This is a genomic window from Streptomyces sp. NBC_01092 (genome assembly GCF_045039535.1).
Taxonomy (GTDB): domain Bacteria; phylum Actinomycetota; class Actinomycetes; order Streptomycetales; family Streptomycetaceae; genus Streptomyces.
Genome location: NZ_CP108659.1, coordinates 8885888 through 8902073 on the forward strand (window position 1 = coordinate 8885888; position 16186 = coordinate 8902073).

The following is a 16186-nucleotide window of genomic DNA, read 5'->3' on the forward strand; positions in this document are numbered from 1 at the left end:
GTATGCGCCGCGCGCTTGTGGCCGAAACCCCGCCGCGATAGACCGTACTCGCCCGTCACTTCACGACGGGTCGCCGTCGCTACCTGGGGAGTCGGTCATGAGCGTGACGAGTCGGTACCGGGAGGCATGGGAGGGTTTCTGGCGTGAAGCCCCGGCAGAACAGGGGGCGGTGTTCTGGGACGCGGAGCCGTCCCTGACCGCCGGACGCCATGTGGCCATCTTCGAGCCGCACCTGACCGATCCGGGCCTGCCGATGGTCGACCTGGGCTGCGGCAACGGCACCCAGACCCGTTTCCTCGCCGACCGCTTCCCCCGCGTGATCGGCGCCGAACTGTCCGCCGCCGCCCTCGACCACGCCCGGCTGGCCGACCCCGCCGGGCAGGCGACGTACCGGTTGTTCGACGCCGTGGAGAAGGCCGAGGCGCAGACGCTGCACGCCGAGCTCGGTGACGCCAACATCTATATGCGGGGCGTGCTGCACCAGGCCGAGCCGGACGACCGGCAGCTGATGGTGGACGGGATCGCCACGCTGATCGGTGAGCGCGGCCGGGTCTTCCTCGTCGAACTCTCCGAGTCGGCCAAACCGATCCTCGTCGGTCTCGCGCAGAGCCCTTCGGGACCTCCGCCGAAGCTCGCGCCGATCTTCCGGCACGGCATCGCGCCCGGCGAGGTCGCCGACGCCTCGGTGCCCGAGTATCTGCGCGCGGCCGGTCTCACGGTCATCGCGAGCGGTGAACTGCCGCTGATCACCACGGAGTACGCGCCCGACGGCACCCGGATCGAACTGCCGTCGAAGTGGGCGGTGGCGGGCCGGACGGTGTAGCCGAGACGGCCCTCCCGGTGGTCCGTGCCACCTGGAGGGCCAACTCGCCGTGTCCGCCGATCAGTTCACGGTACGGCCCTTGCGGTACGCCGCCCAGCCCGCGGCGAGCAGCGCGGCCGCGAGTGCCGCGACCCCTAGCACGGTCATGCCGGTCGAGGCGAGACTGCCGCCCGCGGTGGAGGTGCCGGCGCCGGCGGATCCACCCGCTGCGGAAGCCGTACCCGTGTCGCTCGTGGCGCCGCCCGTCGTGCCGGTCCCCGAGCCGTCGTCGCCGCCCGTGCCACCGGTGCCGCTGTCGTCGTCCGTGTCCACCGGGTCCTGCCCGACGAAGCTGACCGGGACCTTGACGTCCTGGGAGCGGTCGCCGGAGAGGGTGTGGTCGTTCCGTGTTGCCAGGACGCACGTGGCCTTGAAGCAGTCGGTGTACTCGTCCTTGGCGGCCACCGTCAGCTCCACCTCGAACGTGCCGCCCGCGCCGTACGGGACCGCCAGCTCCTCGCCGTAGTCCGGCGGGTTGGAGGAGATCCACGCCGAGGAGTGCGAGCCGCCGGTCATGTCGACGCCGCCGACGCACGGGGTGGGCAGTTCGCCGTCGCCGTTGTCGACGCACAGGGCGACGTAGATGCCCTTCTTCGTGTCGTAGCCGGAGCCGGTGACCTTCAGGGTCTGGTCCTCGGTGGCGAGGTGGTTGACCGGGGTGACGGTGAGTTTCTGGCCGCCCGGGCCGGTGACCGTCCTGGTGCCCGAGGGTTCGGTGTCCTCGCCGTCGCCTCCGCCGCCATTGCCGCCGTCACCGGGCTCGGTGACCGTGAGGGTGATCGGTGAAGTGCGGGTCGTGCCCGCCGAGTTGGTGAACTCGGCGCGATAGCGGTGGCCGTCGTGCGCGGCCTTCGCGGTGAAGGCGTACGTGGTGCCGCTCGCCCCCTCGACGGCCGACCACGTCTGGCCGGCGTCGGCGCTCACCTGCCAGCGGACCGTGGGCTGCGGAGCGCCCTCGGCCGCCGCGACGAAGGTGACCTCGTCGCCCGGCGCGACCGACTGGTCCGTGGGGGACTGGACGACCTTCGGGGACATCCGCCGGTCCAGCTTGACGATCTTGCCCTCGACCGGGCTGCTGACGTAGACGGAGGCGCCGCCGGGGGCGACGGTGGCCGCGGCCTCGCCGAGCTGGGAGTGATTGCCCACGAGCTCGGTCGGCTTCGCGGCCTCCTCGAAGGTCCTGGTGTCGTACACCGCCAGCGAGCTGATGTCGTCGCCGCTGTCGCCGTTGTCCTGACGGACCACGAAGGCACGCCCGGTGCCCGTGTCGAAGGCCACGTCGGTCGTCTCGTCCGGCCCGCTCAGCGTCGTCAGGAGCTTCGCGTCCTTGTCGTACACGAGCACGGAACTGCCGCTGCCCACCCACACGTTGCCCGTGGCCGGGTCCGCCTCGACGAACCCGACGGAGGCGGCGGGCAGTTCGACGTCGGCGGTGACCGCGAAGGTCTTCGTGTCAACGCGGCGCAGCTGTCCGCCCGCGGCCGATGCCACCCAGGCCGCGTCGTGCGCGGTGTCGACGCCGAGCTGGGAGCCGCCGTCGAGCGTGAGGGTCCGGCCCGCGGCGCCCGTGGCCGTCGTGATCTCGGAGAGCGCGGCGCCCTGTGCGACCAGGGTGGTGCCGGGCTCGGCGCCGGGACCGGCTCCGGTGACCGTGGCGCCCGTCAGCCATACGCCGGCCGCTGTCGTGTCGCCGTCCTTGGCGGTGCCGATGCCGCGCAGCGGGTAGTGGAAGATGACGCCGTCACCGGGGAGCGGCGCGGCGATCAGGGCGACGTTGCGGGCCGCCATGGCGCCGCCCGTGCCGGGGGCCTGGCTGACGTGGGTGAGGACCTTGCCGTCCTTGGCGTCGAGGGCGTACAGGCCGCGCTCGTTGACGTCGCCGGTGTCGACGTAGTCCTCCGAACCGGCGTACAGCTTCCCGGAGTCGGGGTGCAGCAGCAGGTCCTTCACCTCGCCGGCCGCCGTGAACTCGGCCGCCCTGACATAGCTGACCGTGCCGGCGGGCACGTCCACACCGTCACCGCCGTCGCCCCCGTCGCCGGGGCCCTGGCCCTCGAAGCCGACGGGGATGCGGACGTCCTGGGAGCGGTCGCCGGGATTGCGGTGGTCGACGCGGGTGACGACCGAGCAGGTGACCTTGGCGCAGTCGAGGCTCGCGTCCTTGGCCTTGACCGCGATCTCGACGTCGAAGGTGCCGCCCGTGCCCCAGGTCACGGCCGGGTCGCCCGCGTACTCGTCGCCCTCGGGGACGATCCACTGCGAGGAGCTCCCGGTGCCGCTCTGGTCGGCGCCGCCGAGGCACGGAGTGGGGACGCGGTTGTCGCCGTTGTCCTTGCACAGGGCGACGTAGACGGCCTTCGTGGCGTCGTAGCCGGAGCCGGTGACGCGGAGCGTCTCGCCGTCGGGGTCGAGGTTCGCGGAAGCGGAGACGGTGAGTTTCTGGCCGTCCTTGCCGAGGGCCGTCTTCGGTGTGTCGGAGGCCTGTGCGGCCGTGCCGACGGCCACGGAGGCGGCCACCGACGCGGCCACGAGCGCGGCGGCGCCCAGGAGCGCCGCCGGTCGTCCGTACTGCATGGGGGTTCCTCCGGTCACTGGAAGGTGATCGGCACGTGGACGTCGTACTTGCGGTCCCCGCTGTCGAAGTGGTCCGCGCGCGTCACGACCGCGCACTCGACGTCCTCGCCGCAGACGGTGCCGTCGTCGAGGGTGGCCTTGACGAAGATCTGCACGCTGAAGGTGCCGCCGGCGGCGAACTTGGAGCTGTTGGCGAACATGCCGCCGAAGGTGTTGTTGACCCAGTGCGAGGCACCGGTGGCGCCGCTCTCGTCCTGGCCGCCCAGGCACGGGGTGGGCTTGTTCGCGCCCTGCGCCCCGTCGACCACGCACAGGCTGACGTAGATGCCCTGGCTCGTGTTGTAGCCGGCGCCGGAGACCGTGATGACCTGGCCCGCGGCGGTGGCCGTGGCGGGGGCGGTGAGCGACAGGTTGTACGTCGCGCCGCCGTCGGTGACCGTGCGGGTCGAGGTCGCGGCGGACGCCGACGTGGCCAGGCCCAGGGTCAGGGCACCGGCGGCGACGACGGTGAGGGCCGCGCGGGCGGCGGGGATGGCTCTCATGGGGAGCGGGACCTTTCTGCAGGGAACCCAAGCTCGGTTCGACTTAGGTAAGGCTAACCTAAGTATCGATCGGTGGTGTTTGTCAATGGAAGGCAAAGAGGCGCCAACGTCCTCTTCAGGAACCGGAGTTGAGGCGCACGGCGAACTCCGCGACGGCGCTGCGGCCGCCGGTCACCGTGTACAGCGCGACGGTGTGCACGCCCTCGGCGGCGGTGTCGTACACCGGGAACGTCCGTGCGGCGCGGCCCTGTTCGTCGGCCACCGCCTGGTAGCGGGTGTCGCCGTCGATCGCCACGAGGATGATCTCGCCCGGTTCGAATCCCGTGCCGTCGACGGTCTGTTGGCCACCCGCGGTCAGCTCCTCGACTCTCACGCGGGCCGAGGGCGATGCGTCGGGGGCGGTCTGTTTCGGTTGCTGCGGGGCCGGGGTGCTCGGCGACGGTGTTGCCGAGTCGGTGGGCTCGGCCGGGGTCGCGCTCCCGGTGCCGACCGTCACGTCGAGCCGGCCCAGTGCGTCACCCCGCGCGAAGGGCTCCCCGCTCCACGCCGACAGCAGTTTCGCGCCCTCGTCCGTGAGGGACGCCCGCAGACCGGTCCACGTCACCCCGCCGGCCCGTAGAGCAGGTCCGCCGCCGCTCGCCGTCACGTCTGCCAGCGTCAGCACCCGTGCCCGGCCGTCGACGACCGTACGGGCGTGGAGTGTGCCGTCGTCGCCGTCGGTCAGCCGCAGTCGCAGGGCGCCGAGCGTCAACGGCTGAACCGGGCCGGCCTTCGGGACGAACCGGGCCGCACCTCCCCACTCGACGTCCACAGCGCCGGTTTCGAGGTCCGTGCTGCCGCTCGTGGCCGGGAACGAGGCGCGGTCCGCGGATCCCCGTACGGCGGGTTCGGTGACGTCGACCGACAGGCCGTGGTCGGCCGGCTCGGCGTCGGCCGTGTTCCAGGTCGCGTACCCGTCGGACACCGCGCGCGGGAATGCCTCCGTGTCCTGGGCGGCCGCCGACCCCACAGCCGGGCACAGCAGTGCCAGCAGGGCGCCGCCCGTCACGGCGGCGGCGCCGGGTCTCTTCGTCATCTTCAGGTCTCCCTCTGGGATATGAGGTCGGGTGCGGGGTCAGCCCGCGTTCGACGCACGGCGCCTGCGCGCCCAGAACCACACCCCGGTGCCGGCCGCGACGAGGCCCGCCGCCGTCGCCCCCGCCGTCAGGGCGACGGAACCGGTGCTCGCGAGCGGACCGTCGGACGCCTTCTCGCCGCCGTCGGCCGAACTGCCCGTACCGCCGCCGGTCGTGCTCGCGCCGGCCGCAGCGGTCGGGGCCGCCGGGGCGCCGTCACCCGCGCCGCTGCCGCTGCCGCCGAAGGTCACCGGGACGCGGACCGTCTGGCTCTGGTCGCCGCCCCGCGTGTGGTCGTTGCGGGTGATGACGGCGCATTTCACGCCGGACTTGGTGCAGTCGGTGTTCGCGTCCTTGGCCCGCACCTTGAGCCGCACGCTGAAGGAGCCCTTGTGGCCGCTGCCCCCGTACGGTTTCGCCAGTCCCTCGCCGTACGACGGGGGGTTGGAGGAGATCCACGCGGACGCCCCGGACTCGCCGGACATGTCCACGCCGCCCACGCAGGGCGTCGGGGTCCTGCCCGCGCCGTTGTCCACGCAGAAGGCGACGTAGATGCCCTTCTCGGTGTTGTAGCCGGACCCGGTCACCGTCACCGTCTCGCCGTCCGGGGCGAGGCCGGAGGTCTTGGAGACCGTGAGTTTCTGGCCTTCCGGACCGGTCGCCGAACCGCCCGCCGCGACCGCCGGGGCGGCGGTGCACAGCGTCAGGAGGACGGCGGCGGCCGCGGCCGCCAGCCCGGTCGTACGGCCAACTCGCCTGTCACGCAGGCCACATGGCGATTTCACGTCGCACCCCCACCAGGAGTTAATAAGGTAAACCTAACCTAAGCTATTGATCAACAGGGTGCGAGACGAGAGGCCGGAGGGCCGCGCGATGCGAATGACCGGAAGACCCCGCCGACTGGCCGGAATGCCCCAACGAGCGAGGGTCCTCACGCCCCTCGCTCTGGCGCTGGTGCTGCTGACGGGCGCCTGCGGGGGCGGCGGTTCCTCGACGGCGGACGCGTCACCGGCCTCCGCGAGCGAGCGGGCCGCGGCGGCCGGGCGGCAACTCGCGAAGAACACCCTCGTCCCGCTCGAAGGCGGGCCGCCCACCCCGCGGTTGCCGGTCACCGTCGACTCCTCGGACGGGCGCGAGGTGACCGTCGAGGACGCCTCGCGCATCCTGCCGCTCAACGGCGGTGTCGCGGAGATCGTGTTCACGCTCGGTCTCGGGAAACGCGTCGTCGGCCGGGACATCACCGCCACCTTCGCCGAGGCGAAGAAGCTTCCGCAGGTCACCAAGGCGCACGACGTGAGTGCGGAGAGCGTGCTCTCGCTGCGGCCGACGGTCGTGCTGGCCGACACCGACACCGGCCCGAAGGAGGCCATCGACCAGATCCGCGACGCCGGCGTCCCCGTCGTCGTCCTCGACCCCGCCACGGAACTGGCCGACGTCACCGCCCGGACCGCCCGGGTCGCCGAGGCTCTCGGTGTCCCCGCGGCGGGCAAGGCCCTCAACCGGCGCATGAGCGACGAACTCGCCGCCGCCCGGGCCGCCGTGCCCGACGGCAGCAGGCCCAAGGTCGCCTTCCTGTACATGCGCGGCAGCGCGGCCGTCTACCTCATCGGCGGCAAGGGGTCTGGCGCCGACTCCCTGATCGAGGCCGCCGGGGCGGTGGACGCGGGCAAGGACGCCGGCCTGGACAAGCCGTTCACGCCGATCACCAGCGAGGCCCTGGTGCGGGCCCAGCCGGACGTCATCCTCATGATGACCAAGGGCCTGGACTCCGTCGGCGGCATCGACGGCCTCGTCCAGATTCCCGGCATCGGCCAGACGCCGGCCGGGATGAACCGCCGGGTGGTGGAGATGGAGGACGGGGTGCTCCTCGGGTACGGGCCCCGAACGCCGTTGGTGATCGACATCCTGGTGGATCGCATCCACCAAACATGAGAAAAGTTCACGGTTGCAGCATCTGGCGACCCCGGGACGCGCTGGGCTACCGTCGGTAACACCCGCTCTCCCAGCGGCATCTCGTGCGTCTCCCGCCCCTTGCGTACCGCTCCGGAAGGCAGCCCATGGAGAACTCGTCGCCCCCTGCCGCGATCACCCGCCGCCGCGCCCTGACCGTCGCCGGCGGCGTGCTCGCCGGTGCCGCGCTCGCGCAGGCCGCGGTCCCGGCCTTCGCGGCCACTGCCGCCTCGGACGCGGACGCCATCGTCGTCGGACACGGTCTGGCCGGGCTGGTCGCCACGGCCGAACTGGCGGCGGCCGGGCGCAAGGTGCTGCTGCTGGACCAGGAACCGGAGACCGGTCTCGGCGGGCAGGCGTTCTGGTCCTTCGGCGGCCTGTTCCTCGTCGACTCCGCCGAACAGCGGCTGATGGGGGTCAAGGACTCCCACGAGCTGGCGTGGCAGGACTGGCTGGGCACGGCCGGCTTCGACCGCGGCATCGACGACCCCGCCGGGCAGGACCACTGGGCCCACAAGTGGGCCGAGGCGTACGTGGACTTCGCCGCCGAGGAGAAGCGGGCCTGGCTGGCCGGGCTCGGCATGCAGTGGTTCCCGATCGTCGGCTGGGCCGAGCGCGGTGGTGGGCTCGCGGACGGGCACGGCAACTCGGTGCCCCGCTTCCACGTCACCTGGGGCACCGGGCCGGCCGTGGTCGAGCCGTTCGAGAAGAAGGTGCGGGCGGCGGTGGCGGACAAGCTGGTCATCTTCAAGTTCCGGCACCGGGTGGACGAGTTGATCGTCACGGGCGGTGCCGTCACCGGCGTGCGCGGCGCCGTCCTGGAGCCCAGCAGCGCGGCGCGCGGCAAGCCCAGCTCCCGTACCGTCCTCGGCGAGTTCGAACTCAAGGCCCCCGTGGTGGTCGTCACCTCCGGCGGCATCGGCGCCAACCACGATCTCGTGCGCGCCAACTGGCCCGCCCGGCTCGGCACCCCGCCCAAGTCCATGGTCACCGGCGTGCCCGCGCACGTCGACGGCCGCATGCTGGCGATCACCGAGCGCGCGGGCGGACGGATCGTCAACCCCGACCGCATGTGGCACTACACCGAGGGCCTGAAGAACTACGACCCGATCTGGCCCGGCCACGGCATCCGCATCCTGCCCGGCCCGTCCTCGATGTGGTTCGACGCCACCGGCAAACGCTTCTCCAGCCCCGACATTCCGGGCTACGACACCCTGCACACCCTCAAGTCGATCCGCGACAGCGGATACGAGTACTCCTGGTTCGTCACCACCCAGAAGATCATCGCGAAGGAGTTCGCGCTCTCCGGTTCCGAGCAGAACCCCGACCTCACCGAGAAGAACATCTGGAAGCTGCTCTCCCGCATCTGGCAGACCCCGGAGCCGATCGAGCGGTTCAAGGAGAAGGGCGAGGACTTCGTCGTCGCCAAGACCCTGCCGGAACTGGTCACCGGCATGAACAGGCTGACCGGTGACAATCTGATCGAACTCGCCGCCCTGCAGCGGCAGATCGAGGCCCGCGACCGCGAGATCGACAACCCCTACACCAAGGACGCCCAGGTCATGGGCATCCGCAACGCGCTCGCCTACCCGGGCGACACGCTCAGCCGCACCGCCGCCATCCACAAGATCCTGGACCCGGGCGCCGGCCCCCTCATCGCCGTACGTCTCAACATCCTCACCCGCAAGACCCTCGGCGGCCTCCAGACCGACCTCTCCGGCCGTGTCCTGGACGCCTCCGGCACCCCGATCTCCGGGCTGTACGCGGCCGGTGAGGTCGCCGGCTTCGGCGGAGGCGGCGTCCATGGCTACCGCTCGCTGGAGGGCACCTTCCTCGGCGGCTGCCTCTTCTCCGGCCGCGCGGCGGGGCGGGCGGCGGCAGCGGCGACCGCGAGCTGAGCCGCGGACCGCGGCCGCGGCGGCCTCATGGTTCGGTGGGCACGCACAGCACCGGAGTGCGCGCCAGGTGCAGCAGTTTGTGGGGTGTGGAGCCCAACAGGGCCCCGCGCAGCGGGCTCTCACCCCAGCTGCCGACCACGATGACCCTCGCCGCATGGCGGGTCGCGGCGTCGATCAGAGCCTCCGCAGGCTTCCGGTCGATGACCTCCACCGTGGTACGCACCCCGGCCTCGTCGGCCACCTGGACGGCGTGCGAGAGCGCGGTGCGCCCGGCCTCCTGGACGGCGTCGCGGTGAGCGGCGTACTCCTCGCCGAGGGCGCCGGGCGCCGCCGCGCCGTAGACCAGCACGAGCGGTTCGTCGAACGCGGCCGACACCTCGACGGCGACGTGCAGCGCGCGGACCGCGCCCGGGGACTCGTCGTATCCGAGAACGACCGTCATCTCAGGACTCCTTGTCGCCGTGCACGAGTTCCGGGTCGGCGACCTCCGGGCGCTCCGACCAGAAGGCGGGGGCCATCAGCCGCCACACGACCATGAGGACCACCCCGGCGAGGGTGATGCCGATGCCGATGACCAGCGGCGGGCCGAGCCCGAACCACGAGACGCCGCTGTAGGAGTTGGCGGGATCGGACATGTCGCCGACCGACTTGACCAGCAGCCAGACCAGGAGTCCGGCGCCGACCAGCGGGCCGAGGCCGATGAGCAGGAAGTTGTGCACGCTCTCCGTCAGATGACGGCGGTAGTAGACCGCGCAGGCGATGCCGGTGAGCGCGTAGTAGAACGCGATGAGCAGGGACAGCGCGGTGAGCGAGTCGAACAGGGCGTTCTCGCTGATCTGGCGGACGACGAGGTACCAGGCGATGGCGATGCCCGCCACCCACCAGGTGCTCACGTCGGGCGTGCGGAACCGTGGGTTGATGTGCCCGAAATGGTCCGGCAGCGCGTGCCGGCGTGCCATGGACAGCGCCGTGCGGGAGGCGGGGATGATCGTTGTCTGTGTCGAGGCCAGCCCCGAGGTCGAGACCGCGAGCAGCACGACCCAGTCCCAGCTGCCCATCGCCTCGTCGGCGAGCAGGGCGAAGATGAACTCCTCCTCCGCCGCGTTCTCGGACAGGAACGCCGGCCCGGCGTAGGCCACCACCGCGTAGGCGACCGACACATACGTCACCAGCAGGATGACCGTCGACCACACGCCCGCTTCTCCGGGAGCGGTGGCGGAGTTCTCGACCTCCTCGGTGAGGTTGACCGCCGACTCCCACCCCCAGTAGATGAACACGCCCAGCAGCAGACCCGACGTCAGCTCGGCACCTCCCGCGCCGAAGGGATTCAGCCAGCTGAACGCCGGATCGACGGAGTCGAGCGTGCCGGTGTCGGCGTAGACCCGGTAGAGGGCCACCACGGCGAACGCGAGCAGACAGGCGACCTGGGCGAGGATGAGGACGTTCTGCACCCGGGCCGACACCTCGGTGCCGATGACGCACACCGCCGTCATCACGATGATGAGCAGCACCGTGAGCAGCTGGCGCACGAACTCGTTGTCGACCCAGCTGTCGAGCCCGAAGGCCAGCAGCGCGAACGTGACCGCGACGTCCGCGAGCGAGCCGATCACCAGGACGCCGGTCATCGTGATGGCCCAGCCGCCGAGCCAGCCGGCCCACGGGCCCATCGCCCGGGTGACCCACGAGAAGGTCGTCCCGCAGTCCTGGTCGACCTTGTTGAGGTAGTAGAACGCCGAGGCGATCAGCAGCATCGGCACGAACGACGCGACCATGACGCCCGGGGCGTAGACGCCCACGAGAGCCACGACCGGGCCGATGGCCGCGGCCAGCGAGTACGCGGGCGAGGTGGCGTTGAGACCGATGACGAGTGCGTCGACGAACCCGATCGCATTGGCCTTCAGCCCGTCGGGCGGGCGGGTTTCCATGGTGCCTTCGGCCATGCTGCCTCACTTCGGTCGCGCGTGACCTCATGAAACAGGCAGCCGTGGGGCCCGCCGGGCCTTTGGCGGGCGGTCGCGGGATGTATCACCCGTGTGCCGATCCCTGCCCCACGTCAGCCATCGCGGCCAGCTCGGCGGCGTCGCGCGGCCCGGGTGCCGTGTCGTCCAGCAGCCCCTGCGCGCGCAGCAGCCGGGTCGCCGCCACACCCCAGGGCAGCCGCAGACCGGCCTGCCGGAGCAGCTCGGTGCGGGCCAGCATCTCGGGTGCCGGGCCGGTCCGTACGCCGGACGGGGTCAGCAGCGCCGCGTCGTCGGCCCAGCGCAGGGCGAGGTCGACGTCGTGGGTGGCCATGACGACCGTCGTGCCGCTCGCGCGGAGCCCGTCGAGGGTGGCGAGCAGACGTTCCTGGCCGTCCGGGTCGAGCCCGGCCGTCGGCTCGTCGAGGATCAGCACACGGGGCCGCATCGCGACCGCGCCGGCGATGGCGGTGCGCTTGCGCTGCCCGTACGACAGCAGGTGCGTGGGGCGGTCGGCCAGCGCGGTGATGTCCAGGGCGGCGAGCGCCTCGTCGACCCGCGCCCGCACCTCGGGGTCGGGCAGGCCGAGGTTCAGCGGGCCGAAGGAGACGTCCTGGGCGACGGACGCGGCGAACAGCTGGTCGTCGGGGTCCTGCACCACCAACTGGACCGTCGTCCGCAGCCGGGTCAGCCCCTTGCGGTCGTACGTGACCGGTGCGCCGTCCACCGTCAACCGGCCGTCGTGCGGCTTGAGTCCGCCGCTGAGCAGCCGCATCAGCGTGGTCTTGCCGCTGCCGTTACGGCCCAGCAGCGCGAGCGCGCGCCCCTCGCGCACGTCGAAGTCGAGGCCGCTGAGCACGACGGGGCCGTCCTCGTAGGCGTAGGACGCGCCGCGCAGGGCGACGAGAGCAGTGGGCTCGCTCATGGCAGGGCCCTTTCCAGTACGAGGGTGAGAGAGGCCAGCGTGACGAGGAGCGCGCAACTCGCGGCCGTGAAGCGGGTGGAGACCTTCGCCTCGGGCACCAGGACGCGCAGGGTGCCGTCGTAGCCGCGCCCGGCGAGCCCGGCCTGGAGCCGGGTGGCCCGGTCGAAGGACCGCACGAACGCGGTGGCGCCGAGCCCGGCCAGCGAACGCCACTCCGCGGCCCGGCTGGTGTGCCCGAGCCGTGCGGCCTGCGCGTCCCGGATCCGGCGCACCGAGTCGAGCAGCAGAAAGCTCATCCGGTACGTCACCAGCGCGACGTCCACGACGGGCGCGGGCACCCCGGCCTTCACCAGGCGGGGCAGCAGGTCCGACATCGGTGTGGTGAACGCGAACAGCAGCACCCCGAGGGAGGCGGCCGACGTACGCAGCAGCAGCTCACCGGCTCGCAGCGGACCGTCGTCGGCGAGGGACACGAAGCCCTGAGGCCCGCCGACCTGGACGAGCAGCGTGGCCGCACCTGTCACACAGAAGCCGAGCGGCACACGATAGGCACGCCACAGCCGCCGCCCCGGCACACCGGCCGGCCCCAGCAGCACCGCGAGGGCGGTGACCAGGACCAGCGCGGCACCCGGCCAGGGCGGCAGGGAGATCGCGAGCAGGGTGAGGCCGAGCCCGAGCACGGCCTTGTCCACGGGATGACGGCGGCGCCAGCGACTGCTGTGCGCCGCCGCGTCGATCGGCAGCACGCGGGCTCAGTCCTGTTCGGCGGGGGACTTCCCAGCGCCGGCGCTCGGCACCTTGTCCGCCTCCCGCTCCAGCGCCCGCTGCTCACCTTGCTTGCGTCCCCGGCGCAGGCCGAAGTAGTAGGCGAGGACACCTGCGCCGAGGGCCGCCTGGAGGGAGAAGAGCGCCGACTCGATCTCGCCGGACGGCGGCTCGTACAGCGGCGAGAACCACGGCTCGTAGTCCGGCTCGATCTCGGTGATCGCCGTCTCCGCCTCGCCGTCCGCGCCCGTGAACGGCTCCTCCTTGTGGTCACCGAGGCCGAGGGCCAGCGGCAGCACGGCGAGCGCGGCCACGACGGCCAGCAGCAGGATGTTGATCTTCGTGTTCTTGTTCATCGGGCCACCGCTTCGGTCTCGCTCGCGGACTGCTTCTTCGTGAGGAGCACGCCCAGCCGGGTCAGTTCGCCCTTGCTGGACTGCACCAGCAGCCGCATCACGAGCACCGTCAGCAGGCCCTCGCTCACCGCGAGCGGGATCTGGGTGACGGCGAAGATGGAACCGAACTTGCCGAGTGCGCCCAGGAATCCGCTGCCCGGGTCGGGGAAGGCGAGCGCCAGCTGGACGCTGGTCACGCAGTAGGTGGACAGGTCGGCGACGAACGCCCCGAAGAACACGGCGACCATCAGCGGCACGTCGTAGCGCCGCAGCAGCTTGTAGATCGCGTATCCGGCCCAGGGCCCGACGATCGCCATCGAGAAGACGTTCGCGCCGAGCGTGGTCAGGCCGCCGTGCGCGAGCAGCAGCGCCTGGAAGAGCAGCGTGATCGTGCCCAGGACCGCCATGATCGGCGGCCGGAACAGGATGGCGCCCAGGCCCGTGCCGGTGGGATGGGAGCAGCTGCCGGTCACCGAGGGCAGCTTCAGCGCGGACAGGACGAACGTGAAGGCCCCGGAGGCGCCGAGGAGCAGCGTGCTCTCGGGATTCTCCCTGACCTCACGGGTGAGTGACCGGACTCCGTGGACGACGAATGGCGCGGACGCGACGCCCCAGGCGACGGCGTGCGCCGGCGGGAGGAAACCCTCGGCTATGTGCATGGCTCAGCAGACCCTCTCCAGCACCTCGTGGATGGTTGACGCGCCTTGGCCGGTCTCCTGGCTGACGGGTGACACCGCCCGTGCTCCGCCTTCCCGGGTTCCTAAGAACCCAGTGGCTGCCCGTGAGGGCTGGAGCCGGACTTCCCGATTCACAGTGGCGAGGGCCGCACCGGCATCACACCGGATTTCCCGTTCACCAAGGCGTGGTGACAGTAGTGCCCGCACACGGTGGCTGACAAGCACGCCCAGGGGGCGTGAAAGCGGCGTTCGTCCGCTTCGTGGCGGGTTCACGCGCGGGCGCGTAACGTGACGGAGCATGAAGATCCTCATCTCCTGGGATCGTCGCCGTGACCTTGGGTGCCCGGCGGAGAACGGCAGTTCGTCGGACCACTGATGACCGTTCAAACCCACTGTCGCCCATGGCGGCAGATGTCAGAACTGATGTCGGTACCCTGGCACCGTCACTTTTGGTAGTTAGCAGCTTGGGCCGCCGCAGCGCACTTGCGTCTTGCTCTGTGCGTGCAGAGACTCCCTCCGGTCGTGGCCGGAGGGAGTCCGCCTTGTATTGATCCCGAAACGGATTGGGTTCGATTCGAAGTGGTAGCGCACGTGCGGTCCGCCGAAGTTGCCGCGCACGACATGCGGTTGGGGCTGGCGTTGGTGGAAGAAGCGGCTGGTCTCCCTAGCGAGTTGGGCCTGGTCACGGATCCGGGCTGGACTTGAGATCGGCGTTGATCAGTTCGTCCGGATTGAGCTTGGACGCATGCGAGGGCAGGAGGTACTACAGCTCGATCCGGTCGGCGTGCTCCGCCAGCGAGGTGCGGACCTTCTTCGAGAGATCACCTGCGTGTCGAAGGTCCTTGTGACGACCGTGAATTGGCGGATGTATTACTTCAGCCCCTTTTCGGTGGACGTCGCGATGGGCCCAGTGCTTAGAAGGCGCCTGCTCAGGGGCGGCGTGCGGGGCCTCTGAACTGCATTGATAAGTGCAGCTGTCAGATAAAACTCTGGCATCGCTCCGACAGCTCATTGATTCTGACCGTGCCCACGATCTGTCCAAGTTGGCGCTCTCAGCTTGGGAAGCGACGGTGCTTGCCAAGCTGAGCGGCTGACGAGTTGGTAGGAGGGGTTCCTGCAACGCGGGCCTGCTCGGACACCGTCGAGGCGGTAGTGCGGGCCCAACTTCGGGGAGAGGGCCGCGACAGGTGGCGGGTCTCCGGGTGCGCGGTGAATGCGTGTGAGCCAGTCCACATGGCGGGGGTGCATAGCCGGGTCGGAGCCAGTGTCTTTAGTGAGGGTGTAGGGGGCGGGGCGTGTCGAGGTGAGGGACGACGCTGATGGGGCAGTTGCGGGCCGATGGGTTCGACCGGTTCGTGGCGGCTCGGGGGTCGTCGTTGCTTCATCTGGCGCGGCTGCTCACCGGTGGAGACCGGCACCGGGCCGAGGATCTGCTGCAGGAAGCGCTGGTCAAGCTGTGGTTCGCCTGGCCGAAGGTGGCCGAGCAGGCGCCGGAGGCATACGTGCGCAGGATCCTGGCCCGTGCGGCGGCTCGCTCGGCACGGCGTCGCTGGTGGAGTGAGCACCCCGTGGACCGACTGCCCGACTCGCCCGAGGTGGGAGACGAGACCGCCGCCGTGGACGAGCGGACCCGGTTGGAGGCAGCGCTGGCGCTGCTGCCGGCGCGGCAGCGGGCTGCGGTGGTGCTGCGCTATTACCAGGACCTGTCCGAGCGGCACGTCGCGGAAGCGCTGGGGTGTCCGATCGGTACCGCCCGCTCGCTCACGGCACGCGGCGTTGCACGGCTGCGACAGCTTCTGGGCGAGGCCGTTGAGCCGGTGGAGTGAAGGAGGAGTCATGGATCACTTCGAGCAGGAGCTGGCGCGGATGATGCGTGACAGCCAGGAGGGCACGGCCTTTGAAGACCGGCACCGACACCGAATGGAAGCCGGCGTTCGCGCCCGTCGGCGGGCTCGGACGGCATGGATGACCACCGGATCCGTGCTGACCATCGCCGGACTCGGAGTCGGACTGATGGTCCTGCCGAGCTCCTTCGCTCAGGACGGGCCCACTGGTCCTCAGCGCCGCACCGTCACTTCTGCCGAGCCGGTGCCGACGCAGCCGACGACCCGCCCCGTCTCCAGTGCCACGGAGGCGCCGATGCCGACCTGCACGCCAATCACCGGGCCGGTGCCGACCCCGGCCTGTGGCTCAACTACCCGGCCGGCGCCGATGCCGACCCGCCCCTCACCCACCGAGCCGATGCCCCTGCCGGCCCGCCCCTCACCTACCGAGCCGGTCCCGATGCCGACTCGCCCCTCACCTACCGAGCCGGTCCCGATGCCGACTCGCCCCTCACCTACCGAGCCGGTCCCGATGCCGACTCGCCCCTCACCCACCGAACCGGCGCCGATGCCGACCCGCACCGCAACCTCCAGGTAGCGCCTCGGCCAGGCTCAAGCAGTCTCGATGGGCGGGGCGGCCTGAGCCGGCCCGAGTACCACCGACCACCGGCAGCTGATTCCCGCTTGTCCCGCTCTCCACGA

15 protein-coding genes and 1 riboswitch are annotated in these 16186 nt (G+C 71.2%); of the genes, 4 read left to right on the forward strand and 11 right to left on the reverse strand.

All coding sequences use genetic code 11. The annotated features are described in order from the left end of the window. Window positions 1-97: 97 nt before the first annotated feature. The gene (locus tag OG254_RS40165) at window positions 98-823 is read left to right on the forward strand and encodes a class I SAM-dependent methyltransferase (protein WP_405592195.1); all 726 of its coding nucleotides are present in this window, start codon (window positions 98-100) and stop codon (window positions 821-823) included. 60 nt (window positions 824-883) lie between these two features. Here the strand turns inward: OG254_RS40165 and OG254_RS40170 are convergent, their stop codons facing one another. The 4 genes from OG254_RS40170 to OG254_RS40185 form a co-directional block, all read right to left on the reverse strand. After that, a complete protein-coding gene (locus tag OG254_RS40170) occupies window positions 884-3436 on the reverse strand; it encodes an immunoglobulin I-set domain protein (protein ID WP_405592197.1) in 2553 nt (850 codons plus the stop codon). A gap of 14 nt (window positions 3437-3450) precedes the next feature. Further along, window positions 3451-3978, reverse strand: a complete 528-nt coding sequence (locus OG254_RS40175) for a hypothetical protein (RefSeq protein ID WP_405592199.1) — start codon at window positions 3976-3978, stop codon at window positions 3451-3453. A gap of 115 nt (window positions 3979-4093) precedes the next feature. Next, on the reverse strand, window positions 4094-5053 hold the full coding sequence (locus OG254_RS40180; RefSeq protein ID WP_405592201.1) for an HtaA domain-containing protein: 960 nt from the start codon (window positions 5051-5053) through the stop codon (window positions 4094-4096). 39 nt (window positions 5054-5092) lie between these two features. Next, window positions 5093-5878: a hypothetical protein gene (locus OG254_RS40185; protein ID WP_405592203.1), complete on the reverse strand. Its 786-nt coding sequence runs from the start codon at window positions 5876-5878 to the stop codon at window positions 5093-5095. Window positions 5879-5966: 88 nt separating this feature from the next. On the opposite strand from OG254_RS40185, the gene OG254_RS40190 reads away from it, so the two are divergent. Together OG254_RS40190 and OG254_RS40195 are read left to right on the forward strand one after the other, a co-directional pair. Continuing rightward, window positions 5967-7025 carry a hemin ABC transporter substrate-binding protein gene (locus OG254_RS40190; RefSeq protein WP_405592205.1) on the forward strand — a complete coding sequence of 353 codons (1059 nt, stop codon included), beginning with the start codon at window positions 5967-5969 and terminating at the stop codon, window positions 7023-7025. Between the two features lie 125 nt (window positions 7026-7150). Next, window positions 7151-8941, forward strand: coding sequence for an FAD-binding dehydrogenase (locus tag OG254_RS40195; RefSeq protein ID WP_405592207.1), 1791 nt, complete (start codon window positions 7151-7153; stop codon window positions 8939-8941). Between the two features lie 25 nt (window positions 8942-8966). Here the strand turns inward: OG254_RS40195 and OG254_RS40200 are convergent, their stop codons facing one another. The 6 genes from OG254_RS40200 to OG254_RS40225 all read right to left on the reverse strand — a co-directional run bounded on the left by OG254_RS40200 (window position 8967) and on the right by OG254_RS40225 (window position 13643). Next, window positions 8967-9383 carry a universal stress protein gene (locus OG254_RS40200; protein WP_351193905.1) on the reverse strand — a complete coding sequence of 139 codons (417 nt, stop codon included), beginning with the start codon at window positions 9381-9383 and terminating at the stop codon, window positions 8967-8969. A gap of 1 nt (window position 9384) precedes the next feature. Then, window positions 9385-10881, reverse strand: coding sequence for an APC family permease (locus tag OG254_RS40205; protein ID WP_405592210.1), 1497 nt, complete (start codon window positions 10879-10881; stop codon window positions 9385-9387). A gap of 85 nt (window positions 10882-10966) precedes the next feature. Next, window positions 10967-11824: an energy-coupling factor ABC transporter ATP-binding protein gene (locus tag OG254_RS40210; protein ID WP_405592212.1), complete on the reverse strand. Its 858-nt coding sequence runs from the start codon at window positions 11822-11824 to the stop codon at window positions 10967-10969. Further along, complete coding sequence (gene cbiQ / locus OG254_RS40215) at window positions 11821-12570, reverse strand: cobalt ECF transporter T component CbiQ (protein ID WP_405592214.1); 750 nt, start codon at window positions 12568-12570, stop codon at window positions 11821-11823. The genes OG254_RS40210 and cbiQ overlap by 4 nt, the downstream gene beginning before the upstream one ends. 6 nt (window positions 12571-12576) lie before the next feature. Beyond that, complete coding sequence (locus tag OG254_RS40220) at window positions 12577-12945, reverse strand: energy-coupling factor ABC transporter substrate-binding protein (protein ID WP_405592216.1); 369 nt, start codon at window positions 12943-12945, stop codon at window positions 12577-12579. Then, window positions 12942-13643 carry an energy-coupling factor ABC transporter permease gene (locus tag OG254_RS40225; protein WP_405592218.1) on the reverse strand — a complete coding sequence of 234 codons (702 nt, stop codon included), beginning with the start codon at window positions 13641-13643 and terminating at the stop codon, window positions 12942-12944. The genes OG254_RS40220 and OG254_RS40225 overlap by 4 nt, the downstream gene beginning before the upstream one ends. Before the next feature lie 29 nt (window positions 13644-13672). Continuing rightward, window positions 13673-13859, reverse strand: a riboswitch (cobalamin riboswitch). A 1121-nt stretch (window positions 13860-14980) separates the two neighbouring features. Between OG254_RS40225 and OG254_RS40230 the strand changes: the two genes are divergently transcribed. Beyond that, window positions 14981-15487: a SigE family RNA polymerase sigma factor gene (locus tag OG254_RS40230; RefSeq protein WP_405592220.1), complete on the forward strand. Its 507-nt coding sequence runs from the start codon at window positions 14981-14983 to the stop codon at window positions 15485-15487. A 231-nt stretch (window positions 15488-15718) separates the two neighbouring features. Here the strand turns inward: OG254_RS40230 and OG254_RS40235 are convergent, their stop codons facing one another. Continuing rightward, a complete protein-coding gene (locus tag OG254_RS40235; protein WP_405592222.1) occupies window positions 15719-16066 on the reverse strand; it encodes a hypothetical protein in 348 nt (115 codons plus the stop codon). Window positions 16067-16186: the final 120 nt, after the last annotated feature.

Excerpts from the sequence above, each read along its gene's own strand:
- OG254_RS40230 (WP_405592220.1), top strand. The coding sequence starts at position 14,981 with ATGGGGCAGTTGCGGGCCGATGGGTTCGACCGGTTCGTGGCGGCTCGG.
- OG254_RS40220 (WP_405592216.1), bottom strand. The coding sequence starts at position 12,945 with ATGAACAAGAACACGAAGATCAACATCCTGCTGCTGGCCGTCGTGGCC.
- OG254_RS40210 (WP_405592212.1), bottom strand. The coding sequence starts at position 11,824 with ATGAGCGAGCCCACTGCTCTCGTCGCCCTGCGCGGCGCGTCCTACGCC.
- OG254_RS40225 (WP_405592218.1), bottom strand. The coding sequence starts at position 13,643 with ATGCACATAGCCGAGGGTTTCCTCCCGCCGGCGCACGCCGTCGCCTGG.
- OG254_RS40165 (WP_405592195.1), top strand. The coding sequence starts at position 98 with ATGAGCGTGACGAGTCGGTACCGGGAGGCATGGGAGGGTTTCTGGCGT.
- OG254_RS40205 (WP_405592210.1), bottom strand. The coding sequence starts at position 10,881 with ATGGCCGAAGGCACCATGGAAACCCGCCCGCCCGACGGGCTGAAGGCC.
- OG254_RS40190 (WP_405592205.1), top strand. The coding sequence starts at position 5,967 with ATGCGAATGACCGGAAGACCCCGCCGACTGGCCGGAATGCCCCAACGA.
- OG254_RS40195 (WP_405592207.1), top strand. The coding sequence starts at position 7,151 with ATGGAGAACTCGTCGCCCCCTGCCGCGATCACCCGCCGCCGCGCCCTG.
- OG254_RS40170 (WP_405592197.1), bottom strand. The coding sequence starts at position 3,436 with ATGCAGTACGGACGACCGGCGGCGCTCCTGGGCGCCGCCGCGCTCGTG.
- OG254_RS40180 (WP_405592201.1), bottom strand. The coding sequence starts at position 5,053 with ATGACGAAGAGACCCGGCGCCGCCGCCGTGACGGGCGGCGCCCTGCTG.
- OG254_RS40200 (WP_351193905.1), bottom strand. The coding sequence starts at position 9,383 with ATGACGGTCGTTCTCGGATACGACGAGTCCCCGGGCGCGGTCCGCGCG.
- OG254_RS40175 (WP_405592199.1), bottom strand. The coding sequence starts at position 3,978 with ATGAGAGCCATCCCCGCCGCCCGCGCGGCCCTCACCGTCGTCGCCGCC.